This window comes from Paracoccus nototheniae (assembly GCF_004335005.1).
In the GTDB taxonomy this organism is placed as follows: domain Bacteria; phylum Pseudomonadota; class Alphaproteobacteria; order Rhodobacterales; family Rhodobacteraceae; genus Paracoccus; species Paracoccus nototheniae.
Map to the genome: position 1 here is coordinate 1 of NZ_RQRT01000002.1, position 24,851 is coordinate 24,851.

A 24,851-nucleotide genomic window follows, 5' to 3' on the forward strand; every position below is an offset into this window, starting at 1 on the left:
GTTCATCATGGTGCCCGCGATGATCTATCTGCTGGGGATGCCGACCAAGGTCGTGGTGGGCACCTCGTTGTTCCAGATCACCTTCGTGACCGCTTTCACGACGCTGATGCATGCGGTCAGCTATAACACCGTTGATGTGATGCTGGCGCTGCTGCTGATCGTGGGCGGCGTGGTCGGTGCGCAGATCGGCACGACGCTTGGCGCGCGGCTGCGGGCGGAACAGCTGCGCATCCTGCTGGCGCTGCTGGTGCTGGCGGTCTGCGGCAAGCTGGCGCTGGATCTGTTCCTGCGGCCCGACGATCTGTTCGCCATCACCACAAGGGGGCAATGATGCGCGCGGTCGTCCTGTCCCTGATCCTGTCGCTGACCGCCCCGGCGGCTTTCGCGCAAGGCGCGGGATCGACCATGCCTGCCGATCCGGATGCGGGCCTGATCCCGCAGGTGCCCGCGACCGACACATGGCTGCTGTTCCCCGATTCCGGCAGCCGCGCGGTCCCCGCCACCGACGAGGTCGAGGCCCCGCCCGAACAGGTCGTGGCGGGTCTGTCGAACAGCTCGGTCGCGATCACGACCAGCTTTGACGGGTCGGACATCCTGATCTATGGCGCGGTCAAGCGCGAGACGCCGATCCCCGGCGGCCCGCTGGACGTGATCGTGACGATCGAGGCGCCCTCGCAGCCGCTGACGATCTGGCAAAAGCAGCGCCGCGCGGGCATCTGGATCAACACCGACCGGGTCGATGTCGGGGCAGCGCCCAGCTTTTACGCGGTGGCCACGACCCGGCCTCTGGACCAGATCCTGTCCAGCGATTGGGACAACCGCTATCGCATCTCTCTGCCTCTGGTGCTGCGTGCCTTTGCGGGCGCCCCCGAGGTCACCGACACGCTGCCCTATACCGAGGCGCTGATCCGCCTGCGCGAACAGAACGGCCATTACCGGCTGGAGGAAGGCGCCGTTACGCTGGTCGAGGATACGCTGTTCCGCACCGACATCCGCCTGCCCGCCAACCTGATCGAGGGCGATTATCGCGCCCGCATCTTTCTGCTGCGCGAGGGGGCGGTGATCGACGCCTATGGCGCCGCGATCGAGGTCCGCAAGGTCGGGCTGGAACGCTGGCTGTACCGTCTGGCCTTCGATCAGCCGCTGCTTTACGGCCTGATGTCGCTGGCCGTCGCGGTGTTTGCGGGCTGGGGCGCTTCGGCGGCATTCAGGAAACTGAGGCGCGCGTAAGGGCAGGGCGCATCCCCGGCCATCGGACCGGCAGGGGGCCCCACGGCATCGGTCAGGGGGGCGATGGGTCCGATGGAGGGTGCAGGCCGGACGCTCTCGGGCAGCCAGATCCCGTGATTCTGCTGAAACCACGCGAAACACGCCTCATTGGCATTGCCCCGGCCGCGCCCCTTCAATGCATAATCCAGCAGCGCCGCGCGGCGGCCCACGCGCCCTTCTGCCGGATGCAGCCCTTGGGGATTCAGCCAGATCCGGACCCCGTTGACGGCCAGACAGCCCGACAGCCAGGGATCGTCGACGGTCCAGATCAGCTCGGGGATGTCGAAGGCGAAATCGGGAAGGAAATCCGGGCGCAGCAAGGCCCCGCCATATCCCTTGAACACATCGACATGGCCCGAACGGGTCCATGCGGTGGGCTTGTATCTGCCGCAGGTCACGATGCGCTTGCAGCGATAGGCGATATCCTTTTTCCGCGCCCCGGCCTTGGGGTCGGCGGTCCCGTCATGGCCGGGCACGAACCGACCGGCCTCGGCAATGACGCAATCGGGATGCTGCCGCCGCGCTGCCAGAAACCGCGCCGTCCATCCGGGATCATAGATCCGGTCATCGTCGCACAGCAGCAACTCGACATCCTGCCTCCGGCCATCGCGCAGGGCGGGCAGGATCTTGGTGGCGGGGCCGAAATCCGCGTCGCAGCGCGTGATGGTGATGCCGGGCGGAACCTGGGGCAGGGTGCCGTCCCAATCGGGAAAGCGGCGATAGCGCGCGGGAATGTAAAGCCGGATCTCGTCCGGTGCGACGGTCTGCCCCAAAAGGGACTTCAGCGTCGGGCCAAGCCCCGAAAAGCGCGGCGGGATCGAAGACAGCGTAACAACTAGCGACAATCGCGCCCCCAGAGACTGCGGGATTTCTCGATCTTCTCCTTAGCGCAAGCCGCGCGGCTGACCAGCGTCAAAATGCCACCCCCGGACACGTTCCGGCGAGAAGCCGCCCTGCGCGCGCCGGAAAGGCGCTTCGCCGCCCGGAAGGGCAGGGCCCGTCGCCTTCACTGGCCACCGGCCCCGCCCGACGCCCGGCAAAACCAAACCGGCCCCGCGATCGCTCGCGGGGCCGCTCCTCCCTCATGTGCAGCCTGTCCCCCTCCACTGGTCCGGGCTGCGGGGGTCTGTCAGGCGCCGATCAGATCGGATTGGCGCAGCGTGACTTCGGCCTGCTTGATCGAGGCGATATCGACCAGACGACCCTTATAGACGGTGGCGCCCGCGCCCTCGAACCGGGCCTGTTCCATCGCGGCCAGAATTTCGCGCGCCTCGGTCACGGCGGCCTCGCTTGGCGAAAAGACCTCGTTGGCCAGGGCGATCTGGCTGGGATGGATCGCCCATTTGCCGACCATTCCAAGCGTGGCCGAGCGTCGCGCCTGCGCGACGAACCCTTCGGCATCGCTGAAATCGCCAAAGGGGCCGTCGACGGGCAGCAGCCCATGCGCCCGGCAGGCGGCGACGATGGCGGTCTGCGCCCAGTGCCAGGGATCGGGCCAGTATTTCTGCCCCTCGCGGATCATGTAGTAATGTTCCTGCGTGCCGCCGATGCCGGTCGTGGCCATGCCCATCGAGGCCGCGAAATCCGCAGCCCCCAGACTGATCGCCTGCAGCCGGGGCGAGGCTGCGGCGATCTCCTCGACATGGCAGATCCCGGCGGCCGATTCGATGATCACCTCGAAATTCAACGCCTTGGTCCGGCCCTTGGCCCGTTCGATCGCGGTCACCAGCGCGTCCACGGCATAGATATCGGCGGCGCAGCCCGCCTTGGGGATCATGATCTGATCCAGCCGGTCGCCCGCCTGTTCCAGCAGATCGACCACGTCGCGATACCAGAAGGGCGTGTCCAGCCCGTTGATCCGCACGGACAGCGTCTTGGTGCCCCAGTCCACATCGCCGATGGCCTGAATGATGTTGCGCCGCGCCTGATCCTTGTCGCCGGGCGAGACCGAATCCTCCAGATCCAGATTGATCACATCGGCCGCCGACCGGGCCATTTTTTCAAACAGCGCCGGGCGCGAGCCGGGCCCGAACAGCTGGCAGCGGTTCAGTCGGGCAGGGGGCAAGGGCTGCAATCGAAAACTCATGGCAGGGTCCAGTTCGACAAGGGATGGGCCGTCCGGCGGTAATAATCTTGCGCGATGGCTACGGCAAGTGTTTTTTCCGCACTGCAGCGCGGGGACCGCTTCTTGACCCCTTGGCGCTTTCGGCGCAGGTGTCGCTGCGCGATCATAACGGAGGCGACGATGACGCGGACGGTTTACGTGAATGGCGACTATGTTCCCGAGGATCAGGCCCAGGTGTCGGTCTTTGACCGGGGCTTTCTGATGGCGGATGGCGTCTACGAGGTCGTCAGCGTGCTGGGCGGCAAGCTGATCGATTTCGACGGCCATATGGTGCGGCTGAAACGGTCGCTTGCGGAATTGTCGATCACCAACCCCCTGACGGACGAGGCCTTTCTGACCGCCCATCGCGAGCTGCTGACGCGGAACGCGATCACCGACGGGCTGGTCTATCTGCAGGTGACGCGCGGCAATCCCGGCGACCGCGATTTCGTCTATCCGCCCGCCGACACGCCCCCCACGCTGATCATGTTCACCCAGGCCAAGCCCGGCCTGGCCGATGCCCCGGCGGCAAAGACCGGCTGGTCGGTCGTCAGCGTCGAGGATCTGCGGTGGGGCCGGCGCGACATCAAGACGGTGCAGCTGCTCTACCCTTCGATGGCCAAGATGGAGGCGCGGGCGCGCGGCGCCGACGATGCCTGGATGGTCGAAGATGGCCATGTGACCGAAGGCACCTCGAACAATGCCTATATCGTCAAGAACGGCACGATCATCACCCGCCAGCTGAGCCATGACATCCTGCACGGCATCACCCGCGCCGCCGTCCTGCGCTTTGCCCGCGAGGCGCAGATGAAGGTCGAGGAACGCCCCTTCACCATTACCGAGGCGCAAGAGGCCGATGAAGCCTTTATCACCTCGGCCTCCTCTTTCGTGATGCCGGTGGTCCGCATCGACGACGCGCCCATCGGGGGCGGCAAGGTCGGCCCGGTGGCCACCCGCCTGCGCGAGATCTATCTGGAAGAAAGCCTGAAGCTGGGCGTCTGACCCCGTTTGCGCCCCGCGCCCGCCGGGGGCTTCGCGCACGGCGCCGGCTGGTTCAGCCAAGATGAAGCCGAACGCGGCGCCGCTTTCATCTTGGCTGAAATATCCCGGGGGGAATCGCGGAACGCGATGGGGGGCTGGCCCCCTCCTGCGACTGTGACGTCAAAGCCCGCTGTCGGTCAGAACGCGGTCGATCACCGGGGCCAGCCGTGCCGCCCAGATGGACTGACCTTCCGGCGTGGCGATCAGATCGTTGCGAAGCTCGATCAGCAGGTTGGGACGCCCATGGGACAAGGCGTGGCGGTCGATGCTGTCACCCTGCAAATGGCCGTCATAGGGCTGGTTGTCGCCGGTGATCCAGCCCTCGTTCCGGCAGGCGGCAACCATCGCGGGGCCAAGCCGGGCATCGGCGTGGGAATAGAGGATGCCGACCTGCCAGGGCCGGGGCGGGCGACCGCGCAGCTGCGGGGTAAAGCTGTGGATGGCGCAGATGCCGCGGGCCGGATGATCTGCCGCCAGCTGTTCCAGGGCTTGGTGATAGGGTCGGTGCAGGCGGGTCAGGCGGCGCTCCCGCTCGGCTGCATCGGCGTTCTTGTTGGCCGGGATGACCGTTCCGTCGTAAAGGCGCATCAGCAGCGTCGGGTCGTCCTCGCCCCGGTTCGGATCGATCACCAGCCGCGAGAAATCCGACAGGATCGCGGGCGCGTCCATCAGGGCCGACAGCGCCTCGGTCAGGCCCGCCGCGCCCACGTCATAGGCGATGTGGCGCGCCATGTCGGCGGGTGCGATCCCCAGATCGCCGCCCGCCACCCAGTCCGGCACGCGGTTCGTCGCATGGTCGCAGGTGATCAGCCAGCGCGAGGCGCCGTTCCTGTTCAGGCTGCGAAACGGGCAATTGGTCATCAAGGGGTCATCGGTCATGATGCAGGCTGTCTACGACGGATGGCGGGCAGACGCCAGTTGCCGCCACGTCGCTTATGCGGCATAGCTAGCGCTAAACCTGAGACGAGGGCAGGACGAATGAGACGACATCGCAATGTGAAGATCGTGGCAACCCTGGGACCGGCCTCTTCCACCAAAGAGATGATCCGGGCCCTTTTCGACACCGGCGCCGACGTGTTCCGCCTGAACATGAGCCATGGCAGCCATGCGGACCACCGCGCCCGCTATGACACGATCCGCGAGATCGAAGCCGAGACGGGGCGCCCGATCGCCATTCTGGCCGATCTTCAGGGCCCCAAGCTGCGCGTCGGCCCCTTTGCCAAGGGCGCCCATGATCTGGCCGTTGGCGACCGGTTCCGGTTCGATCTGTCGCCCGAGCCGGGCAGCCAGACCCGTGTCAGCCTGCCCCATCCCGAAATTTTCGCCGCTCTGATCGAAGGGTCCGAGCTGCTGGTCAATGATGGCAAGATCCGCCTGACGGTCGATGCCTGCGGCGCTGATTTCGCCGATTGCACCGTGACGGTCGGCGGCACGATCAGCGACCGCAAGGGCGTGAACGTCCCCGATGTCGTGCTGCCGCTGGCCGCGCTGTCGGACAAGGACCGCGCCGATCTGGAATTTGCCTGCGAACTGGGCGTGGACTGGCTGGCCCTGTCCTTTGTCCAGCGCGCCGAGGATGTCGAAGAGGCCAAGCTGCTGGCCAAAGGGCGTGCCGCGATCCTGTCCAAGATCGAGAAACCCGCCGCCGTCCGCGCCTTTGACGAGATCCTCAAGGTCTCGGACGGGATCATGGTCGCGCGGGGCGATCTGGGCGTGGAGCTGCCGGTCCATTCGGTGCCGCCGATCCAGAAACGTCTGGTGCGCCTGTGCCGCAGCGCCGCCAAGCCGGTCATCGTGGCGACTCAGATGCTGGAATCGATGATCGACAGCCCGATGCCCACCAGGGCCGAGGTCAGCGATGTCGCCAATGCCATCTACGAGGGCGCCGATGCGGTCATGCTGTCGGCCGAAAGCGCTGCGGGCAGCTTTCCGCTGGATGCCGTGCGCACGATGGACAATGTCGCACGCTCGGTCGAGGCCGATCCCAACTATCGCTCGATCATCGAGGCGGCGCGCAAGGCCAGCCTCTCCTCGGTTCCCGATGCGATCGTGACCGCCGCCCGCGAGATCGCCGAGACGACCGAGGTCGCCGCCATCTGCGCCTTCAGCCAGTCGGGCACCACGATCAGCCTGATCGCCCGCGAACGTCCGCGCGTGCCGATTCTGGCGCTGAGCCCGGTCGAGGCGGTCACCCGCCGCATGGTGCTGACCTGGGGGACGCATTGCGTCATCACGCCCCGCCTGTCGCGCTTCAAGGAGGCCGTGGTCAATGCCACCCGCGCCGCCCGCGATTACGGCTTTGCCGACGAGACGCAGCAGATCGTCGTGATGGCCGGTGTGCCCTTCAACGTGGCGGGTTCGACGAACATCCTGCGCATCGCACCCTGCGATGACCGCTTGATCTTCGCCACCGACCCGGAATAACGCTGAAGGCTGCACGAAACCTGACGGGGTGATCCATGTCCGATGTTCTTTTGCTGGCAGGGGTTGCCCTGTGTCTGTCGTCCATCGTGCTGGCGGTGGTCCAGCTGCTGCAGACGCAACCGCCCCGCGCGGCGGCGCTGGCCTTCGTGGCGGGCGTCTTTCTGCTGTTCGTGGGCGCCTGGACCAGCCCCGAACCCTTTGGCCCCGGCACGATTCCGGCGGCGCTGCAATCGGTCACGGGCGGCGCAGTCACGCCCTGACCCCTCTTGCCAATCCCGGCGGGCGCCCCTATACGGCGCGCTTGCCTAACCCGTGGGGCCGGCCGATCTGGCATTGCCGAGCCTCATGTTCACGTCGACGAAGGAGATGAAAATGCCGAAGATGAAGACCAAATCCGCTGCCAAAAAGCGGTTCTCGATGACAGCTTCGGGCAAGGTCAAGGCAGGTCAGGCCGGCAAACGCCACGGCATGATCAAGCGTTCGACCAAGTTCATTCGCGACGCGCGCGGCACCACCATCCTGTCGGATGCGGATGCCAAGATCGTCAAGAAATACATGCCCTACAACCGCTGATCCGAGGACTGAAACATGGCACGAGTTAAATCCGGCAAGGTCACCCACGCCCGCCACAAGAAAGTCCTTGAGCAAGCCAAGGGCTATTATGGCGCGCGGTCGCGCAACTTCCGCACCGCGACGCAGGCGGTCGACAAGGCCAACCAATACGCCACCCGCGACCGCAAGAACCGCAAGCGCAACTTCCGCGCGCTGTGGATCCAGCGGATCAACGCCGCCGTCCGCGCGTTGGACGCCGAAATGACCTATTCGCGTTTCATCAACCTGCTGGCGAAAGCCGGGATCGAGGTGGATCGCAAGGTTCTGGCCGATCTGGCCGTCAACGAGCCCGACGCCTTCGGCGCGATCGTGGCTCAGGCCAAAGCCGCCGCCTGATCGCGGCGATCTCAAGACCGGAAGGCCCGTTCCCGCAAGGGGGCGGGCCTTTTGCATTGGTGCCTGCGCGGGCTGGCCGCCGGGGCGGGGCAGACGGGCATGGCGGTCCTGTGCGAAGTGCCGATCGCGCTTTTTCAGAGCCGCGCCGTCGCTCAGCAATTAGGCGCGGCGCGCGCGGATGAGGCGGCAGGTCTGGCTGATGCCACAAGGAGGTTGTCGGCGGCAAGGCGGTCGAGCTAGCCTGTGGGTTGCAGACTGGGACAACAGGGTATGAACGTGAAAGCATCTCAATTCTTTGCCGCCGTCGCGGTGGTGGCCTCGCTTGGGGGCATGGCCGCCGCGCAGGACATGTCGTTTTTCCGCATCGGCACGGGCGGCACCGCGGGCACCTATTATCCGATCGGGGGGTTGATTGCGAATGCCATCTCGAACCCGCCGGGATCGCGGGCCTGCGATGATGGCGGGTCGTGCGGGGTGCCGGGGCTGGTGGCGACGGCGGTGGCCTCGAACGGGTCGGTCGGCAATGTCAACGCGATCAACGGCGGCGCGATGGAGGCCGGGTTCAGCCAGTCCGATGTCGCCTATTGGGCGCAGACCGGCACCGGCCTGTGGGACGGTCAGCCCGCCGTCGAAAAGCTGCGGCTGATCGCCAACCTCTATCCCGAAAGCATCCATCTGGTGGCCCGGGCGGATGCGGGGATCGCTTCGGTCGCGGATCTGGCGGGCAAGCGCGTGTCGCTGGACGAACCCGGATCGGGCACGCTGGTGGATGCCAAGATCATCCTGGAGGCCTTCGGTTTGACCGAGGCCGACATCACCCCCGAATATCTCAAGCCCGATCAGGCGGCAGACCGGATGCGCGACGGGGCGATGGATGCATTCTTTTTTGTCGGTGGTTTTCCGGCGGGCGCGATTGCCGAACTGGCCAGCCAGCAGGACGTGACGCTGGTGCCCATCGAGGGCCCCGAGATCGACGCCCTGTTCGAAACCTACAGCTTTTTCGCCACCGACACGCTGCCCGCTGGCACCTATGAGGGGCAGGAGGCCGATGTCGCGACCGTCTCGGTCGGTGCGCAGATGGTCACTTCGGCCGATCAGCCCGACGATCTGATCTATGCGATCACGCAGGCCATGTATAACGACAGCACGCAGGCGCTGTTCGCGGCAGGCCATGCCAAGGGCGCCGCGATCACGCTGGACAATGCCACGACGGGCGCGGGCATTCCCTTCCATCCGGGCGCCGAACGGTATTACCGCGAGGCGGGCGTTCTGGAATGATCAAGGCCCCGACGGCCTGAGCCGACCTTGGAACCAGACCGGACAGGCGGGCCAGCGGGCCTGCCTGTCCCGACCCCTGCCTGTCCCGACCCATGACACCAGTTTTCAGGACGACCCCATGACCGATGCCGCCCGCCCGCTGTCCGAGGCCCAATTGCGCGCGGTGGAGGAGGAATACGACCCCGAGGCCCGGTTCCGCACGGTCCTGAAACCGGTTGCGCTGCTGACCGGGGCGATCCTGTTCCTGCTGTCGATCTATCATTTTTATACCGCAGGCTATGGCATCCCCCGCGCCACGACGCATCGCGGCGTGCATATGGGCGTGTCGCTGTTTCTGGTCTTTCTCAGCTTTGCGGCCTTTCCGGGGCGGCGGCACCGGACGGACGGCTTCGCGGTTCTGGGCATTCCCGTCACCGACTGGATCATGGCCGTGACCGCCCTGATCGCGGCGCTTTACGTGCCATGGATTTATGACCAGCTGGCCTTTCGCGTCGGCAATCCGCTGCCCATCGACATCGCGATGGGCACGCTGCTGCTGGTGACCCTGCTGGAGGCCGTGCGCCGATCGATGGGGTGGCCCTTGCCATTCATCGCGCTGCTGTTCATCGCCTATGCCTGGTTCGGGCGGTCGATGCCCGGCATCCTGGTTCATCCGGGGGCGGATTGGGCCAATATCATCAATCACTTGTACCTGACATCTCAGGGCATCTATGGGACCGCGCTTGGCGTCATCGCGACCTATGTGTTCCATTTCGTGCTGTTCGGGGTGATGGCGCAGCGGATCGGGCTGGGGCAGCTGTTCATCGATCTGGCCACCGCGCTGACGGGGCGGTTTTCGGGCGGCCCCGCCAAGGTGTCGGTCCTGTCCTCGGCGCTTTTGGGAACCATCTCGGGGTCGTCGATCGCCAATACGGTCACGACCGGCGCCCTGACCATTCCTGCGATGATCAGGATCGGCTTTCAGCGCCATTTCGCGGCGGCGGTCGAGGCGGCCTCGTCCACCGGTGGCCAGATCACCCCGCCGGTCATGGGGGCGGTGGCCTTTCTCATGGTCGAATATCTGGGCATTCCGCTGCGCACGATCCTGATCGCCGCGGTGGTCCCGGCCTTCATGCATTTCTTCGGCGTGCTGGTGCAGGTCCATCTTGAGGCGAAACGCCTTGGCATCCGTGGCCTGACCAAGGAAGAACTGCCGCGGGCCGGAAAAGTCCTGCGCGAGGGGTGGCTGTCGGTGGCGCCGCTGATCCTGCTGGTCTGGATGCTGATGTCGGGCCGCACGCCGTTCCTGTCGGCTTTCTGGGCGATCACCGCCTGCATGGCCGTTTATCTGATCCAGCGCATCCGGGACGAGGGGCTGACGGGTGGCATCCGCGCCACCGCCACCGGCATCTATGACGGCTTTGTCGCGGGCGCGCGCCAATCGCTGGCGGTCACGGCTGCGGCCGCGCTGGTGGGCGTGGTCATCGGCGTCGTCACCCTGACCGGCGTGGGGTTCAAGATCGCCTTCATGGTCACCTCGGTCGCGGCCGAGTGGGCCGGGGACGTTCACGGCCTGCTGGGCTTTCTGCCGTTCGAGCTGTTCACGATCGACACACTGACCTTGCTGTTCACGCTTGTCATGACGGCGGTCGTCTGCGTGCTGATGGGCTGCGGCGTGCCCACGACGGCCAATTACATCATCATGGTGGCCGTCGCGGCCCCGGTTTTGGGCCTGCTGAATGTCGAACCGCTGGTCGCACATTTCTTCGTCTTTTACTTCGGCGTGCTGGCCGATGTGACCCCGCCGGTGGCGCTTGCCGCCTATGCCGCCGCCGGCATCGCCGGGGCGAACGGGTTCAAGGCAGGCAATACCGCCTTCCGGCTGTCGATGGGAAAGGCCATGGTGCCGTTCATTTTCGTCTTTTCGCCATCACTGCTGATCGTGACCGAAGGGGCGACGCTGCAGGGTTTCCTGCTGGCTTTTACCGGCGCGGTTCTGGGCATCGTGGCCCTGTCGGCGGCGATCACGAACTGGCTGCTGGCGCCTTTGTGGCGGATCGAGCGGATTGCCCTGACCGGCGCTGCGCTGCTGCTGATCGCCCCCGAGGTCGTCTCGACCGCCCTCGGCGCAGGGGTTCTGGTCGCGGTGCTGGCGCGGCAGATCCATGCCACGCGCAAGGGGCCTGTGGCAGCCGTTCAGGGGCAGGGCTGACGCAAGCCGCCTTTGGGGCAGGGGTCGTTGGGCGGTTGCCTTCGGCAGATGAAAAGCGGAACAAGGCGCCATGAACAATCCCGAACATTCGCGCCGCTTCGGCCTTGTGGGTATCCTGCCCGCGGGGGTGATCGCGATGATGGTGGCGTTCGAATACACCGCCTCTGCCCCCTTCGCATGGGCCGCCTCGGTTCTGGCGATTGCCACCGTCGCGATCCTGACGCCCAAGGTGCGCGCCTCGCGCAAGGCCTTCGTGCTGATCGGCATCGCGCTGGTGATCTGGTCCGCGCTGAGCCTTTCGGACTGGGGACAGGCCACCGCCATCGCCGCGCAGCGGGGGGCGATGGTCATGGCGCTGTTCACCGCGCTGACCGCGATCCGCAATGCTGCCATGACCTCGCCCCAGATCATCGAATGCGGGCGGTTTCTGGCGCGGCAGAGGCCGGGGCTGCGCTATAGCGCGCTGACCATCGGCGGGCATCTGTTCGGGCTGATCCTGCTTTATGGCTCGATCTCTCTGTTGGGCACGCTGGCCACGGAAAGCACGGCGCGCGAGCCGGACCGCCGGGTCCGGGTCCAGCGCACCCGGCGCATGATGATTGCGATCCAGCGCGGTTTCGCCTCGACCCTGTGCTGGTCGCCCCTTGGGTTTTCGCTGATCGTCACGATTTCGGTCGTGCCGGGGGCCAGCTGGGCGGCGGCGGCTGTGCCGGGGATCGTCACCGCGCTGATGATGCTGGTGATCGGATGGGGTCTGGACGCGCTGTACAAACCGCAGCGGTTGGCGCCGGTCAACGCCGCCCCGGCGACCGACACGGGCCGCTGGTCGGTGCAGCTGCGCCCGCTGCTGATCCTGCTGGCGGTCGTGCTGCTGGGGGTGGCTGTTCTGCATTGGGTGACCGGGGTCGAGGTGATCGGCGCGGTCATGTCGCTGGTCCCGGTAGTCGCCGCCCTGTGGGTCGCCCTGCAGACCCCGCCCGAGGGCGCCAGCCGGGCCGCCCATGTCGGCCAGCGGGCGGTGCAATTCGTGACCCGCGAACTGCCCTCCTATCGCGGAGAGATCGTGCTGTTGTTCATGGCCGGGTTCATCGGCTCTTTGGGGGCGTTTCTGCTGGTGCCTCTGGTGCAGGGGCTGGGGCTGGACCTGCAGGGCATCCCGGCCTGGATCATCGTCGCCGCGATGGTCTGGATCATTCCGCTGACCGGACAGCTGGGCATGAACCCGATCCTTGCCGTGTCGCTGCTGGTCCCGGTTCTGCCCACGCCCGAGACGATGGGCATTCCCCCCACGGCCCTTGTCGTGGCGATCACCGGGGGCTGGGCGCTCAGCGGCGCGACCTCGCCCTTCACCGCCTCGGTGCTGCTGGCTGCCGCGCTTGGCAAGGTGTCGCCGCAGCGGGCGGGCATCGGCTGGAACGGCGTCTATGCGCTGGTCGCGGGCAGCGCGATCACCCTGTGGGCGCTGGTATTGCTGATCGCATTGTAAGGGCCTCGGGGACCGGCGCGTCCGGCCCCCGAGGCATTTGGTCCCCGTCCCTGTCCGTCAGACGCCCGGCATCCGGATCTGGATCTTGACGTCGGTGTCGCGGGCCTCGACGGCGCGGTCGAAGGCCTCGATGCTGTCGGCAAAGGGCAGCGTCGCCGAGATCAGCGGGTTCAGATCGACCTTGCCCGCCGCAATCAGCGAGATCGCCCGGTCATAGACATTGGCATAACGGAACACCGTCTCGATCCGCAGTTCCCTGGCCTGCAGGCCGACGATATCGACCGGAACCGGATCGACCGGCATGCCGACCAGCACCACCGTCCCGCCGGGCCGCGCCAATCCGGGCAGGCCCAGGATCGCGGGCGCTGCGCCCGAACATTCAAAGACCACATCGGCCCCCCATCCGCCGGTGGCCCGGGCAATCGCCTCGGCAGCCGGGGTCTGGCGGATGTTGATCGTCTCGATCCCCGGATAGGCGCCGATGATGTCCAGCTTGGGCTGGGCCAGATCGGCGACATAGACCTTGGCGCAGCCCCCGGCCAAGGCGGCCAGCGCGGTCATCATGCCGATGGGACCGGCGCCGGTGACCAGCCCGATATCGCCCGGCGTGATGCGCGCGCGGGCGGCGGCCTGCATGCCGATGGCAAAGGGTTCGACCATCGCGCCTTGTGCAAAGGACACCGCATCGGGCAGCACATAGGTATAGGCCGCCGGATGCACGACCCGGGGCGTCAGGCAGCCATGGATGGGCGGCGTCGCCCAGAACCGCACCGCAGGATCGACGTTGTAGATCCCCAGTTTCGCCGCACGCGATGTCGGATCGGGGATCCCCGGCTCCATGCAGACGCGGTCGCCGACCTTCAGATGGGTGACCTGATCGCCGACCTCGACGATCGTGCCAGACGCCTCGTGGCCCAGCACCATGGGTTGATCGACGACGAAGGGGCCGATCTTGCCATGGGTGTAATAATGCACGTCCGATCCGCAAATGCCCACGGTATGGACCGCGATGCGCACATCGGTGGGCGTCATCGTCTGATCCAGCGCGATCTCGCGCAGGGCCAAGCGGCCCTTTTCTTCCAGCACCAGTGATTGTTGCATGTCCTCTCCCTCGGATCGCGGCGCGTGCAGTCCAACCCGCCGCACCGCCCGGTGTAAATCCTTTCCCGCCCCGGTGCCCGTAAAATAGTGCAGGGCGGACCAAACCGAGGATCGCAGGAGGGGTCCGGGATCGACCGGCGTCAGGGGCGGATCGGGGGCCTTCGGGACGGGCAGGGCGCCCGGTCTCACGCAGTGTTGAGCGGGCGGGGCGGCACTGTTGATCACGGGCGCCTCGGATTTGGGCGCAAAGGCGGTATGATTTCCCGACAGCACGCCCGGTCGCCCCGACCGGACCCGCAGGGAGACCGCAAGATGAGCGACCGTCTGACCACCCGCCGGACCCTTCTTTGCGCGGCGGGGGCCGTCGCGGCCACGGGCCTGTCCGGCCTGATCGTGCCCGCCCGCGCACAGGGCCTTGCGCCGACGCCGACGATGCGCGGCGGGGCGAACAATTACCGCCCCGGCGCGCCCGTGGTGAACCGGATCGGCGGCGGCGGGTTCTGGATGACCGGCACGGTGCGCCGCGCGGGCGACGGCGCGCCGCTGGCAGGCCAGCGCATCCAGATCTGGGCCCACACAACCGAGGGGCAAGAGCGTGACCCCCAAAGTCACGGTGCCACGCTGACCGATGCGGACGGGGTCTTTCGGCTAGAGATGCCGCAGATCATCCCGGCCTTTGGGCAGGCCCACGGGCATCTGGCCTATGACAGCGGCGACTTCCAGACCGTGTTCCTGCGTCCGGTGATGGCATCGGCCAGCGATACCAGCCTCAGCGCCGATTTCGTCCTGCAGCCGGCCTGAGGCCGCGTGGCGTTGCACGGCACCGGTCGCATCGTTCTGATCTGGGGTGCGGTCGGGCTGGCCATCGCGGTGCCGGTGGTCATTGCCGCCACCAGCCCGCTGCTGGCATGGCGCGATCCGGTCTATATCCTGGCCGGTCTTGCCGGTGTCATCGGGCTGGCGTTGTTGCTGCTGCAACCGCTGCTGGCCGCAAGGCTGCTGCCGGGCCTGTCGGCCATGGCTGCCGCGCGGGTGCATCGCTGGATCGGGACGGCGCTGGTCGGGGCGGTCGTGCTGCATGTCGCGGCCCTATGGGTCACCAGCCCGCCCGATGTGGTCGATGCGCTGCTGTTCCGGTCGCCGACGCCGTTTTCGGTCTGGGGCGTCATCGCCATGTGGGCGGTCTTTGCCTCGGGCCTGCTGGCGGTCGGGCAGCGGCGGCTGCGCCTGCGTCCCCGGACATGGCGGCGGGCGCATGTCGCGGCGGCGGCGGTGATCGTGGGCGGGACCGTGCTGCATGCGCTGCTGATCCAGGGAACGATGGGGGTCATCTCGAAAACGGTGCTGTGCCTGCTGGTGCTTGCGGCAACGTTATGGGTGATCGCCGCACCCTTGCGGCGGCGCTGACGCCCGCCTCGGCCCGCGACCGACACCCCGGCAGGGGGCGCCGTTCGCGGATGATGGTCCGGGTTGACCCGTTCAGAACGCGATCTGAACCTTCATCGCCCGACTGCGGTCCGAGGCCAGCGCGAACCCCTCGGACGCGCGCTCCAGGGGCAGGGTGTGGCTGATCAGCGGGGTCACGTCGATCAGCCCCTGCCGCATCAGCGCGACGCCGGTGGCGAATTCGGTGTGGAACCGAAAGCTGCCGCGCAGGTCCAGCTCCTTGGCGGTCAGCATCATCATCGGCAGGCTCATGTCGCCGCCTAGACCCAGCTGCAGCACGATGCCGCGCGGGCGCATCGCCGCGATCCCCGCAACCAGCGCAGGCTGCGCGCCCGAGCATTCGTAAAGCACATCGAAATGGCCCTTGCCCGCCGCATAGCCCGCCAGCCCGTCCGGGGCGTCCTTCAGGTTCACGGTCGTGTCGGCGCCGACCTGCCGGGCCAGATCCAGCGTGTAATCCGACAGATCGGCGGCGACGATCTGCGCGGCCCCCGCGCGGCGCGCGGACAGGATCGACAACAGCCCGATCGGCCCGCAGCCGGTGACCAGCACACGTGCGCCCAGCATGTCGCCCGCGCGTCTGGTGGCGTGCAGGGTGACGGCCAGCGGCTCGGCCATGGCGGCCTGTCCCGGTGTCAGCCCGGTCGCATCCACGCATTGCGCCACATCCGCGACCAGCAATTGCCGGAAGGCACCCTGCACATGCGGAAAGGGCATGGCCGAGCCGTAAAACCGCATGTTCAGGCAATGGTTTGGCAGCCCCTGATGGCAGAACCCGCAAGCCCCGCAGGGCCGCGAGGGCGACACGGCGACCAGCTGGCCCGGCGTGAACCCGGTCACATCCGCGCCCAAGGCCTGCACATGGGCCGAAACCTCGTGCCCCAGAATCATCGGCTCGCGCAGGCGGATCGCACCAAAGCCGCCGTGATTGACGTAATGCAGATCGGACCCGCAGATTCCACCCATCGCCAGGCGCAGCAGCAGCTGGCCGGGGCCGGGAATGGGGTCGGGACGGTCCTCGATGCGCAGATCATGGGCGGCGTGGATCACAAGCGCCTTCATCACAAGACCTCCGAAATCAGGGGGCGGCCGGCAAAATGCGCCTCCAGATTGTCGCGCAGCAACTGGCCCATGGCGTGGCGCGTCTCATGCGTGGCCGAGCCGTGATGCGGCTGCAGCAGCACGTTGTCCAGCGCCGCGAAACGGGGGTTCAGGGCGGGTTCGCCCTCGAACACGTCCAGCGCGGCGCCGCCGAGGCGACGCTGTTCCAGCGCGTCCAGCAGGGCGGCCTCGTCAACATTGGCAGCGCGAGAGATGTTGACCAGCATGCCGTCGGGGCCAAGCGCCCCGATCACCTCGGCGTCGACGATATGGCGGGTGGCGGCGGATGCGGCCAGCGCGACGAACAGCACATCCGATTGCGCGGCCAGCGCCACCGGATCGGCCACGAACTGCCAGTCGGGCGGGGCATCGTCATGGGGCGTGCGGGCGCCATAGGCGATCTGCATGTCGAACCCCTGCAGGCGCCGGGCGATGGCGGTGCCGATCCGGCCCAGCCCCAGAATGCCCGCGCGCTTGCCCCAGACCCGGCGCTGCAGCGGATAGGCTCCGCGGCCCGCCCATGATCCGTCCCGCACCCATCTGTCGGCGCCGGTCACGCCGCGTCCCTGTGCCAGCATCATCGCGACCGCCAGATCGGCGACATCGCCGGTCAGCACATCGGGCGTGTTCGTGACCCGGATGCCGCGCGCGCGGGCCGCGTCCAGATCGACCGCATCGGTGCCCACGCCATAGACGCTGATGATCTCCAGCTGCGGGCAGGCGGCGATCATCGCGGCACCCGCGCCCAACTCTCCTCTTGTGGCGATGGCGCGGATATGGGGGCCGTGCCGGGCCATGAAGGCGGCGCGATCATCGGCCTGAAACAGGCGGTGCATGGTGAACCGGGCGTCCAGCGGACCCTGATCCCATGCGGGATAGGGGCCGGTCTGCAGGATCTGGGGCAAGATCTGGGGCAGGATCTGGGACTGGGTCATGGCGTCTCCGGGCGGCGTGGCTTGACAGGGATTGGTATCGATACCATAACCAGTTGACGCCCGCCCTGTCGAGAGGCAACTGTAGGGCCGGGCGGGATATCGGAGGACATCATGAGCCACGCAATTTTCGATCTGACCGGGCGCCGCGCGCTGATCACCGGTTCCTCGCAGGGGATCGGGCTGGCTTTGGCACGGGGTCTGGCGGATGCGGGCGCGCAGGTGGTGCTGAACGGGCGCGACGCGGCCAAGCTGGCGCAGGCGCAGGCAGGCATTCCCGGCGCGCAGGTGCTGGTCTTTGACGTGACCGACCATGCGGCGGTGCGCGCGGCGGTGGACGGGTTCGAGGCCGATCACGGCCCCATCGACATCCTTGTGAACAATGCCGGCATGCAACACCGCGCGCCTCTGGAGGATTTCCCGGCCGATGCGTTCCAGCAATTGCTGCAGACGAATGTCGCCTCGGTCTTCAATGTGGGGCAGGCGGTGGCGCGGCACATGATCGGGCGCGGCGCGGGGCGCATCATCAATATCGCCAGCGTCCAGACGGCGCTGGCCCGGCCCTCGATCGCGCCCTACACGGCGACCAAGGGGGCGGTGGGCAACCTGACCAAGGGCATGGCCACGGACTGGGCGCGGCACGGGCTGACCTGCAACGCCATCGCGCCGGGCTATTTCGACACGCCGCTGAATGCGGCGCTGGTGGCCGATCCCGAGTTCACCGCCTGGCTGGAAAAGCGCACCCCCGCAGGCCGGTGGGGCCGGGTCGGGGAACTGGTCGGGGCCTGCGTGTTTCTGGCCTCCGACGCCGCCAGCTTTGTCAACGGGCATGTGCTGTACGTCGATGGCGGCATCACGGCGTCGCTGTGATGCTGCGCGTCGTGATCATGGGTGTGTCGGGGACCGGCAAGACCAGCGTCGGGCACGCGCTGTCGGCGCGTTTGGGCATTCCCTATCTGGACGGCGACGATCTGCATCCGGCGGCGAATGTGGCCAGGATGGCGGCGGGCATTCCGCTGACCGATGACGACCGCTGGCCGTGGCTGGACCGGGTCGCCGCGATGCTGGCGGACCGCCCGCCGGTCATCATCGGATGCTCTGCCCTGCGCCGCGTCTATCGCGACCGGCTGCGGGCGGGGGCGGGGGGCGCGGTGCAGTTCCTGCATCTGACCGGCCCGCGCGACATTATCGCCGCCCGCATGGCCCTGCGTCAGGGGCATTACATGCCCACCGCCCTGCTGGACAGTCAGCTCGCCACGCTGGAACCGCCCACCGCGCTTGAGGCGACGCCGCTGGACATCACCCTGCCGCTGGAGGCGCTGGTCGAGGCCGCCGCCCAGGCCCTGCACAAGGATCACCCATGACCCTGCCCGAATTTCTGACCAAAGCCGAATCCCTGACCAAAGCCGACGCGACGGATGCCGCGCCCCGCACCGTCGCCCTGATCGGGGCAGGCGCCATGGGCGGTGCCATCGGTGCCCGGCTGGCCCAGACCGGCACCATCCTGCGCGTCTTCGACCGCAACCCCGCGCAGATGGCGCCGCTGAGCGCCCTTGGCGCCACCGCGACCGCCAGCGCCGCCGAGGCCGCAACAGGCGCATCCGCCATCATCTTGTCCCTGAACGCGCCGCAGATCGTGCATGCGGCGGTCTTCGGCCCCGGCGGCGTGGCCGAAGGCGCGGCACCCGGCACGCTGATCATCGACATGTCCTCGATCGATCCGACCGCCACGCAGGATCTGGCGCGCGAGGCCGGCGCGCGCGGGCTGCGATGGGTGGACAGCCCGCTGTCGGGCGGGGCGCCCAAGGCCGCCACCGGCCAGCTGACCCTGATGCAGGGCGGGGCGCCGGGCGACGTGGCCGAGGCGCAGCAGGTGCTGGCCCGGGTCGCCGCGAACCAGACCCGGATGGGCGATGCGGGGGCGGGCCAGACGACCAAGCTGATCAATCAGGTGCTGTGCGGGCTGAACTTTCTGGCCGTGGCCGAGGCGACCGCCCTGGCCGAGGCGGCGGGCGTCGATGCCGCCGCCATCCCCGCAGCGCTGGCCGGGGGCCGCGCCGACAGCGCCATCCTGCAGGAATACATGCCCCGGTTCAGCGCCCGCGATTACCGCCCCACGGGCCGGATCGACAATATGGTCAAGGATCTGAACGGCGCACAGGATCTGGCGCGGCTGTCCCACACCCCCATGCCGCTGACCGCGCTTTGTGCCGAGGTTCATCGCCTGCTGACCGCCAAGGGCCTGGGCGATCAGGATCAGGCCGCGCTGATGGAATTCTTCCCCAACCCGCTTGCCAGAGAGGCCACCCGATGATCACCCGCTTTGCCCTGTTCGAGGGCCGCATCCATGACGGCCAGACAAAGGCCTTTCGTCAGGCGATCCTGGACCGGGTGCTGCCCGAATGGAACGCCTTTCCCGGCGCGCTGGCCGTGCGGGTGAATTTTGCCGAGGCCCGTGACGAGGGCGCGCCGGAATTCCCGATGATCCTGGCGATCAGCTATCCCGATCTGGCGGCGGTCGAGGCGGCTTTGGCCAGCCCGGTGCGCGCCCGTGCCAAGGCCGCGACCGAGGCCGTGCTGGCGCAGTACTTTGACGGCCGCATCCATCACCATGTGACCACCGCGCATGACCATGATCTGACCGCTTGAAAAGCCCCGCGATCCCGCTCTAGTGGCGGGATCGTTACCATCACGCCCCCGCCCGTCAGAAAGCCCCGCCATTGCCCCGCCGCGCGCCCACCATGATCGACATCGCCCGTCTGGCGGGGGTGTCGCCGATGACCGTAAGCCGCGCCTTCAAGGCCGACGGCACGGTCAGCGAGGCGGCGCAGGCCGCGGTGATGAAGGCCGCCGAGGAACTGGGCTATGTGTTCGACAGCACCGCATCGGCCCTGCGGTCGCAGCGCTCGGATTTCGTGGCGGTGACGATCCCCTCGATCAACAACGCCAACTTTGCCGACACGCTGCGCGGACTGTCCGAAGGCTTGCGCGCGCGGGGCCTGCAGATCCTGTTGGGCTATACCGATTACGACGTACTGGCCGAGGAAACGCTGATCGCCCAGCTGCTGCGCCGCCGCCCCGAGGCGATGGTCGTCACCGGCGGCACCCATACCGACCGCGCCCGCGCCCTGCTGGACAAGGCCGCCATTCCGGTGGTCGAGATCTGGGATCTGCCCGCCCGGCCCATCGGCCATGTGGTGGGCTTTTCCAATGCCGCCGCGATGGGCGCAGTGGTCGATCATCTGGTGGCCGAGGGTCGGCGTCGCATCGCCTTCATCGGCGGCGACGCGGCCCGCGACACCCGCGGCACCGACCGCAGGCGGGGGTTTGTCGCCGCGATGGATCGCCATGGGCTGGATGCGACGCGGCTGATCGATGCCGGCCCGCCGCCGATCTCGATGGCCGAAGGCGCGGCGGCGATGGCCGATCTGCTGGCGCGCCTGCCCGATACCGATGCGGTGGTCTGCGTGTCCGACCTGTCGGCCTTTGGCGCGCTTACCGAATGCCAGAGGCAGGGCATCGCCGTTCCCGACCGCGTCGCGGTGGCAGGCTTTGGCGATTACGAGATCGCCGCGATCTGCGTACCCCCCCTGACCACGATCAACCCCTTTCCCCACCGCATCGGGCAAGAGGCCGCAGCCCTGATCCTGCAGGCGCTGGACGGGAAATTGACCGCCGCAACCACGATGCGGATCACACCCGAATTGCGGGTCAGAACCAGCAGCGACGGGGCCTGAAGGGACCGGGGCGGACAGCCGCCCCGGTCGCCGGGCTTATTCGGCGGTGATCGCGGTCACGACCGCATCGCCATTTTCGGCGATGAAGCTGTCCCAGACCGGGCGCACGGCCTCTTGGAAGGCAGCGGCATTCACGTCGCGGTTGATCTGCATGCCCTTTGATTCCAGATCGGCCAGCATCTCTTCTTCGCGGTCCTGCGCCAGATCGCGCTGCATGGCGACGGCCTCGGATGCGACCTCGGCGATCAGGGCTTGCTGATCCTCGGGCAATCCGTCGAATTTGTTCAGGTTCATGGCCAACGCCAGCGGCGAATAGGCATGCTGGGTCAGCGACAGGTAATCCTGAACCTCTTCGAACTTAAAGGATTGCACGATGCCCACCGGGTGATCCTGCGCGTCGACCACGCCGGTTTCCAGCGCGGTATACAGCTCGGCCACCGGGATCTGCTGGGGCGTGGCGCCCAGCAGCTGGAACATGTCGGACAAGGCTTTCGAGTTGTTGACCCGCATCTGCAGCCCCGCGACATCGGCGGGTTCGACGATGGGACCGCGATTGTTGGTCATGTTGCGATAGCCGTTTTCCGGATAGCCCAGCATCTTCAGCCCATGGCCTTCGAACTGGGTGCCGATCTGCTGGCCGACCTCGCCGTCGAGCACGGCATAGGCATCGGCGCGGGTGGGAAAGATGAAGGGCAGCTCGAACGCGCCGGCATCGGGGACAAGGCCGGTCAGGTTGTTCAGGCCGGTCATCACCACATCGATGATGCCCGACCGGGTGCCGTCGACCATCGCGGTGTCATTGCCCAACTGCCCTTGGGGAAAGATCGTGACGGTGATCTCTCCGCCGCTGCGGTCCTCGAGCTGGTCCTTGAAAAAGGTCGCAAGGGTCTGTTGCAGATCGGTTTCGGGGGCGGCATGGGCCAGACGCAACGTGGTCTGGGCCTGAGCCGCGATGGCTGCCAGCGACAGGGTTGCCGCCAGACAGGTGGTGCGAAGCAAAGTGGTCATCAGTTCCTCCCTCAAGGATATCAGGTCAGCCGCCCATGAAGCGGGCGGGCACGGTGATCAGTTGCGGAAACAGGATGAACAGGCCCAGCAGGACGACATAGCCCAGAACAAAGGGCCCGACGCCGCGCACGGCCTGGCTCATGGGGACGCGGCCCACGCCGCAGACGACGTTCAGGACCGTGCCCACCGGCGGCGTGATCAGGCCGATGGAACAGTTCAGGATGAACATCAGCCCGAAATAGACCTCGTCGATGCCCGCCATGCGCACGACGGGCATCAGCAGCGGCACAAGGATCAGGACGGTCGGCGACAGGTCCATCACCATGCCCACGCACAGGACCAGCACCATGATGACCAGCATCAGCAGGCGCGGGCTGTCGATCAGCGGCTGCAGCAGGGCGGCCAGCTGCTGGGGCAGTTGCGCCACCGTGATCAGCCATGCGGCGACCATGGCGCAGCCGACAAGGAACATGACCATCGCGGTGGACCGCCCGGCATGGATCAGCACCTCGACAAAGCCCCGCAGCGTCATCTCGCGATAGACCACGGTCGAGATGACGATGGCATAGACGGCGGCAACCACGGCGGCCTCGGTGGGCGTGAAGGCGCCGGAGCGGATGCCGCCGATGATGATGACCGGCAGCAGCAGCGCCCAGATCCCTTCGCGCAAAGCCTTCCAGCGTTGGGCGGGGCTGGCCTTGGGCAGCGTCTCGATTTCCTCGCCGCGCATGATCAGGGTCCAGATGGTGACCAGCACGGCGGCCATCATCAGCCCCGGCGCGATCCCCGCCAGAAACAGCTTGGCGATCGAGATATTGCCCGCCACCCCCACCAGGATCAGCGGCAGCGAGGGCGGGATGATCGGTGCGATGATCCCGCCCGAGGCCAGAAGGCCCAGACTGCGCCCCTCGGGATAGCCCGCCTTGCGCATCATCGGATACAGGATCGACACCAGCGCCGCCGCATCGGCCACCGCCGATCCCGACAGGCCCGCCAGCACGATGGCGGTCAGGATCGCGACATAGCCCAGACCCCCGCGCCGGTGCCCGACCAGCGCCATGGCCAGCGCGACGATGCGGGTGGACAGCCCGCCCCGCGACATGACCTCGCCCGCGACCAGAAAGAACGGCACCGCCAGCAGCGGAAAGCTGTCCACCCCATTGATCAGCGATTGCGCCAGAATATCGGCGCTGAACAGGTTCATGTGCAGCATCAGCGCCATCGACGACAGCAGCAGCGAAAACGCCACTGGCAGGCCCGCCAGAATGCCGATGAACAGCACGCCCAGAAAAATGATCAGGGTCATGTCAATGCTCCGGTGGGCGGGTGCCGGCGGGACCACGGTCGGGACCGAAGATCCGCACCAGCGCCACCGCCGCCATCAGCGCCGCCGAGACGACGCCCGACAGATACAACAGCCCCGAGGGCAGGCCGGTCAGCTGCGAGATATTGTTCCAGTTGGCCAGCGTCTGCCGCCATGCCCCCACGAACAGCATGATCACCGCGACCAGCACGATGGCCCAGCAGATCCGCCGCAGGATGGGGACAAAGCGCGGCATCAGCGCCTCGGAAAATTCGGACAGTTGCAGATGTTCACCCCGGCGCAGCACCACGGCGGCGCCCAGCATGACGACCCAGACAAACCACAGGCGCGACAGCTCGATCGTGACGCGCAGCCCGCTGGAAAAGCCATAGCGCATGACGACGTTCAGAAAGACCAGCGCGATCATCCCCGCCAGCAACACGGCCATGATGATGTCGATGGCGCGCCACAGCGCCTCGATGGCAGCCCGCATGAAGATCCTCCCCCCTCGAAAGCATCCGTTCCTGGCAGCAATGATATCGTTACCATTGGGTCTGTCAAGGGTCCATGCGCGCTGTCCGAGAGGCGCGGTCGGGGAGGGGGCAGATGGGAAGCATCGGGGCAGGGTGCCCCGGTCGGGTTGCGGTCGGGTCGCCGTCAGGCCCCGGTCAGGCTCAGCCCGAGACGATGCTGCGCACCGCCTCGGCGGCCAGAGGGGCCATGCGGCGGCGGAAATCCTCGGGGTTCCATTCGGACAGGGATGCGGCGATGTGGATCGCCGCGACCGGGCGACCGGCGCTGTCGGGAATGGCCACGCCAAGCGCGATCTCGCCCATCAGGATCTGTTCCAGCGCCAGCGAATGGCCGTTCTGGCGCGCCAAAGCGATCTGGTCGCGGATGGCCTGGGGGTCGGTCAGGGTCCGGGGGGTCAGCGGGCGCAGGTCGGCGGCGGCCAGAATCGCGTCAACCTCGGGCGGGGGCAGCATCGCCATCACTGCCCAGCCCCCCGATGTGCAGGTCGTGGGCACGCTGTTGCCGACCAGAGTGGCAAAGAACGTCTCTCGTTTGCTTTGCATCCGGGCGGCATAGACCATGCGCTGACCGTCGAACAGCGACAGGTCCACGCGTTCGCGCACGTTGCGGCGCAGCTCCAGCAGGATGGGGCTGGCGCGCCGGACCAAGGGGTTCAGGCGCAGATAATCATGGGTCAGATCCAGAATCGGCAGGTCCAGCCGGAAGCCGCGCCCATCCTCGGCCGGGGTCACATAGCCCAGCTTGCGCAGGGTGTGGACAAGGCGCTGCGCGGCGCTGCGGGTCAGCCCGGCGCGGGCGGCGATCTGCGCCAGACTCAGCGCGCCCTCGGCCTCTCGGAAGGCTTCCAGAACGCTTATTCCGCGGGCAAGGGACTGGACGAACAGGGCATCGTTCGGCGGCGCGGGGTCGGGCATCGGACTTTCCTGCGGCATCGCGGTCTCCGGCGTT

27 protein-coding genes are annotated in these 24,851 nt (G+C 67.3%); 17 read left to right on the forward strand and 10 right to left on the reverse strand.

Going from position 1 to position 24,851, the window contains the following annotated elements; translation table 11 throughout:
• Both EG885_RS00985 and EG885_RS00990 read left to right on the forward strand, forming a co-directional pair.
• A partial coding sequence (locus tag EG885_RS00985) for a sulfite exporter TauE/SafE family protein (protein WP_131572608.1) occupies window positions 1-331 on the forward strand: 331 nt, incomplete at its 5' end.
• Complete coding sequence (locus EG885_RS00990; protein WP_379107245.1) at window positions 328-1,230, forward strand: TIGR02186 family protein; 903 nt, start codon at window positions 328-330, stop codon at window positions 1,228-1,230. The genes EG885_RS00985 and EG885_RS00990, both read left to right, overlap by 4 nt.
• Here the strand turns inward: EG885_RS00990 and EG885_RS00995 are convergent.
• Together EG885_RS00995 and EG885_RS01000 are read right to left on the reverse strand one after the other, a co-directional pair.
• On the reverse strand, window positions 1,149-2,114 hold the full coding sequence (locus EG885_RS00995; RefSeq protein ID WP_207392163.1) for a glycosyltransferase family 2 protein: 966 nt from the start codon (window positions 2,112-2,114) through the stop codon (window positions 1,149-1,151). The two genes, EG885_RS00990 and EG885_RS00995, sit on opposite strands and share 82 nt — an antisense overlap.
• Window positions 2,115-2,398: 284 nt before the next feature.
• Window positions 2,399-3,355, reverse strand: coding sequence for an L-malyl-CoA/beta-methylmalyl-CoA lyase (locus tag EG885_RS01000; protein WP_131572609.1), 957 nt, complete (start codon window positions 3,353-3,355; stop codon window positions 2,399-2,401).
• A gap of 159 nt (window positions 3,356-3,514) precedes the next feature.
• Between EG885_RS01000 and EG885_RS01005 the strand changes: the two genes are divergently transcribed.
• Window positions 3,515-4,375 (forward strand): D-amino-acid transaminase, encoded by an 861-nt coding sequence (locus tag EG885_RS01005; RefSeq protein WP_131572610.1) that lies wholly within the window; start codon window positions 3,515-3,517, stop codon window positions 4,373-4,375.
• Between the two features lie 159 nt (window positions 4,376-4,534).
• On the opposite strand, the gene EG885_RS01010 is transcribed toward EG885_RS01005, so the two are convergent.
• Window positions 4,535-5,275 (reverse strand): N-formylglutamate amidohydrolase, encoded by a 741-nt coding sequence (locus EG885_RS01010; RefSeq protein ID WP_131572778.1) that lies wholly within the window; start codon window positions 5,273-5,275, stop codon window positions 4,535-4,537.
• Between the two features lie 117 nt (window positions 5,276-5,392).
• Here EG885_RS01010 and pyk point away from each other — a divergent pair, with 117 nt between their 5' ends.
• The 7 genes from pyk to EG885_RS01045 all read left to right on the forward strand — a co-directional run bounded on the left by pyk (window position 5,393) and on the right by EG885_RS01045 (window position 12,741).
• Window positions 5,393-6,838, forward strand: coding sequence for a pyruvate kinase (gene pyk, locus EG885_RS01015; protein WP_131572611.1), 1,446 nt, complete (start codon window positions 5,393-5,395; stop codon window positions 6,836-6,838).
• 35 nt (window positions 6,839-6,873) lie between these two features.
• Entirely contained in the window at window positions 6,874-7,098 is a 225-nt protein-coding gene (locus EG885_RS01020) for a hypothetical protein (protein WP_131572612.1), read from the forward strand.
• 112 nt (window positions 7,099-7,210) lie between these two features.
• Window positions 7,211-7,411, forward strand: a complete 201-nt coding sequence (gene rpmI / locus EG885_RS01025; RefSeq protein WP_131572613.1) for a 50S ribosomal protein L35 — start codon at window positions 7,211-7,213, stop codon at window positions 7,409-7,411.
• A gap of 15 nt (window positions 7,412-7,426) precedes the next feature.
• Window positions 7,427-7,786, forward strand: coding sequence for a 50S ribosomal protein L20 (gene rplT, locus EG885_RS01030; protein WP_131572614.1), 360 nt, complete (start codon window positions 7,427-7,429; stop codon window positions 7,784-7,786).
• A 270-nt stretch (window positions 7,787-8,056) separates the two neighbouring features.
• Window positions 8,057-9,064, forward strand: coding sequence for a TAXI family TRAP transporter solute-binding subunit (locus EG885_RS01035; RefSeq protein WP_131572615.1), 1,008 nt, complete (start codon window positions 8,057-8,059; stop codon window positions 9,062-9,064).
• A 118-nt stretch (window positions 9,065-9,182) separates the two neighbouring features.
• Complete coding sequence (locus EG885_RS01040; RefSeq protein ID WP_131572616.1) at window positions 9,183-11,255, forward strand: TRAP transporter permease; 2,073 nt, start codon at window positions 9,183-9,185, stop codon at window positions 11,253-11,255.
• A gap of 70 nt (window positions 11,256-11,325) precedes the next feature.
• Window positions 11,326-12,741 carry a hypothetical protein gene (locus EG885_RS01045; RefSeq protein WP_131572617.1) on the forward strand — a complete coding sequence of 472 codons (1,416 nt, stop codon included), beginning with the start codon at window positions 11,326-11,328 and terminating at the stop codon, window positions 12,739-12,741.
• Window positions 12,742-12,798: 57 nt separating this feature from the next.
• On the opposite strand, the gene EG885_RS01050 is transcribed toward EG885_RS01045, so the two are convergent.
• Window positions 12,799-13,842 carry an NAD(P)-dependent alcohol dehydrogenase gene (locus tag EG885_RS01050; protein ID WP_131572618.1) on the reverse strand — a complete coding sequence of 348 codons (1,044 nt, stop codon included), beginning with the start codon at window positions 13,840-13,842 and terminating at the stop codon, window positions 12,799-12,801.
• 312 nt (window positions 13,843-14,154) lie between these two features.
• Between EG885_RS01050 and EG885_RS01055 the strand changes: the two genes are divergently transcribed.
• Both EG885_RS01055 and EG885_RS01060 read left to right on the forward strand, forming a co-directional pair.
• A complete protein-coding gene (locus tag EG885_RS01055; RefSeq protein WP_131572619.1) occupies window positions 14,155-14,643 on the forward strand; it encodes a peptidase associated/transthyretin-like domain-containing protein in 489 nt (162 codons plus the stop codon).
• Window positions 14,644-14,649: 6 nt separating this feature from the next.
• Window positions 14,650-15,249, forward strand: coding sequence for a ferric reductase-like transmembrane domain-containing protein (locus EG885_RS01060; protein WP_379107250.1), 600 nt, complete (start codon window positions 14,650-14,652; stop codon window positions 15,247-15,249).
• Window positions 15,250-15,321: 72 nt separating this feature from the next.
• On the opposite strand, the gene EG885_RS01065 is transcribed toward EG885_RS01060, so the two are convergent.
• Both EG885_RS01065 and EG885_RS01070 read right to left on the reverse strand, forming a co-directional pair.
• The gene (locus EG885_RS01065; protein WP_131572620.1) at window positions 15,322-16,350 is read right to left on the reverse strand and encodes an L-idonate 5-dehydrogenase; all 1,029 of its coding nucleotides are present in this window, start codon (window positions 16,348-16,350) and stop codon (window positions 15,322-15,324) included.
• Window positions 16,350-17,324: a 2-hydroxyacid dehydrogenase gene (locus tag EG885_RS01070; RefSeq protein ID WP_131572621.1), complete on the reverse strand. Its 975-nt coding sequence runs from the start codon at window positions 17,322-17,324 to the stop codon at window positions 16,350-16,352. The genes EG885_RS01065 and EG885_RS01070 overlap by 1 nt, the downstream gene beginning before the upstream one ends.
• Window positions 17,325-17,435: 111 nt before the next feature.
• On the opposite strand from EG885_RS01070, the gene EG885_RS01075 reads away from it, so the two are divergent.
• The 5 genes from EG885_RS01075 to EG885_RS01095 all read left to right on the forward strand — a co-directional run bounded on the left by EG885_RS01075 (window position 17,436) and on the right by EG885_RS01095 (window position 21,058).
• Complete coding sequence (locus tag EG885_RS01075) at window positions 17,436-18,191, forward strand: SDR family oxidoreductase (protein ID WP_165570995.1); 756 nt, start codon at window positions 17,436-17,438, stop codon at window positions 18,189-18,191.
• Window positions 18,191-18,685, forward strand: coding sequence for a gluconokinase (locus EG885_RS01080; RefSeq protein WP_131572623.1), 495 nt, complete (start codon window positions 18,191-18,193; stop codon window positions 18,683-18,685). The genes EG885_RS01075 and EG885_RS01080 overlap by 1 nt, the downstream gene beginning before the upstream one ends.
• On the forward strand, window positions 18,682-19,635 hold the full coding sequence (locus tag EG885_RS01085; protein ID WP_131572624.1) for an NAD(P)-dependent oxidoreductase: 954 nt from the start codon (window positions 18,682-18,684) through the stop codon (window positions 19,633-19,635). Before EG885_RS01080 ends, EG885_RS01085 begins: the two co-directional genes overlap by 4 nt.
• Window positions 19,632-19,970, forward strand: coding sequence for a hypothetical protein (locus EG885_RS01090; RefSeq protein ID WP_131572625.1), 339 nt, complete (start codon window positions 19,632-19,634; stop codon window positions 19,968-19,970). The genes EG885_RS01085 and EG885_RS01090 overlap by 4 nt, the downstream gene beginning before the upstream one ends.
• A gap of 92 nt (window positions 19,971-20,062) precedes the next feature.
• Entirely contained in the window at window positions 20,063-21,058 is a 996-nt protein-coding gene (locus EG885_RS01095) for a LacI family DNA-binding transcriptional regulator (RefSeq protein WP_131572626.1), read from the forward strand.
• A gap of 36 nt (window positions 21,059-21,094) precedes the next feature.
• Here the strand turns inward: EG885_RS01095 and EG885_RS01100 are convergent, their stop codons facing one another.
• The 4 genes from EG885_RS01100 to EG885_RS01115 all read right to left on the reverse strand — a co-directional run bounded on the left by EG885_RS01100 (window position 21,095) and on the right by EG885_RS01115 (window position 24,817).
• Window positions 21,095-22,066 (reverse strand): DctP family TRAP transporter solute-binding subunit, encoded by a 972-nt coding sequence (locus EG885_RS01100; RefSeq protein ID WP_131572627.1) that lies wholly within the window; start codon window positions 22,064-22,066, stop codon window positions 21,095-21,097.
• A 25-nt stretch (window positions 22,067-22,091) separates the two neighbouring features.
• On the reverse strand, window positions 22,092-23,372 hold the full coding sequence (locus tag EG885_RS01105) for a TRAP transporter large permease subunit (protein ID WP_131572628.1): 1,281 nt from the start codon (window positions 23,370-23,372) through the stop codon (window positions 22,092-22,094).
• Between the two features lies 1 nt (window position 23,373).
• Window positions 23,374-23,862, reverse strand: coding sequence for a TRAP transporter small permease (locus EG885_RS01110; RefSeq protein WP_131572629.1), 489 nt, complete (start codon window positions 23,860-23,862; stop codon window positions 23,374-23,376).
• Between the two features lie 181 nt (window positions 23,863-24,043).
• Complete coding sequence (locus EG885_RS01115; protein WP_242679451.1) at window positions 24,044-24,817, reverse strand: IclR family transcriptional regulator; 774 nt, start codon at window positions 24,815-24,817, stop codon at window positions 24,044-24,046.
• Window positions 24,818-24,851 lie beyond the last annotated feature (34 nt).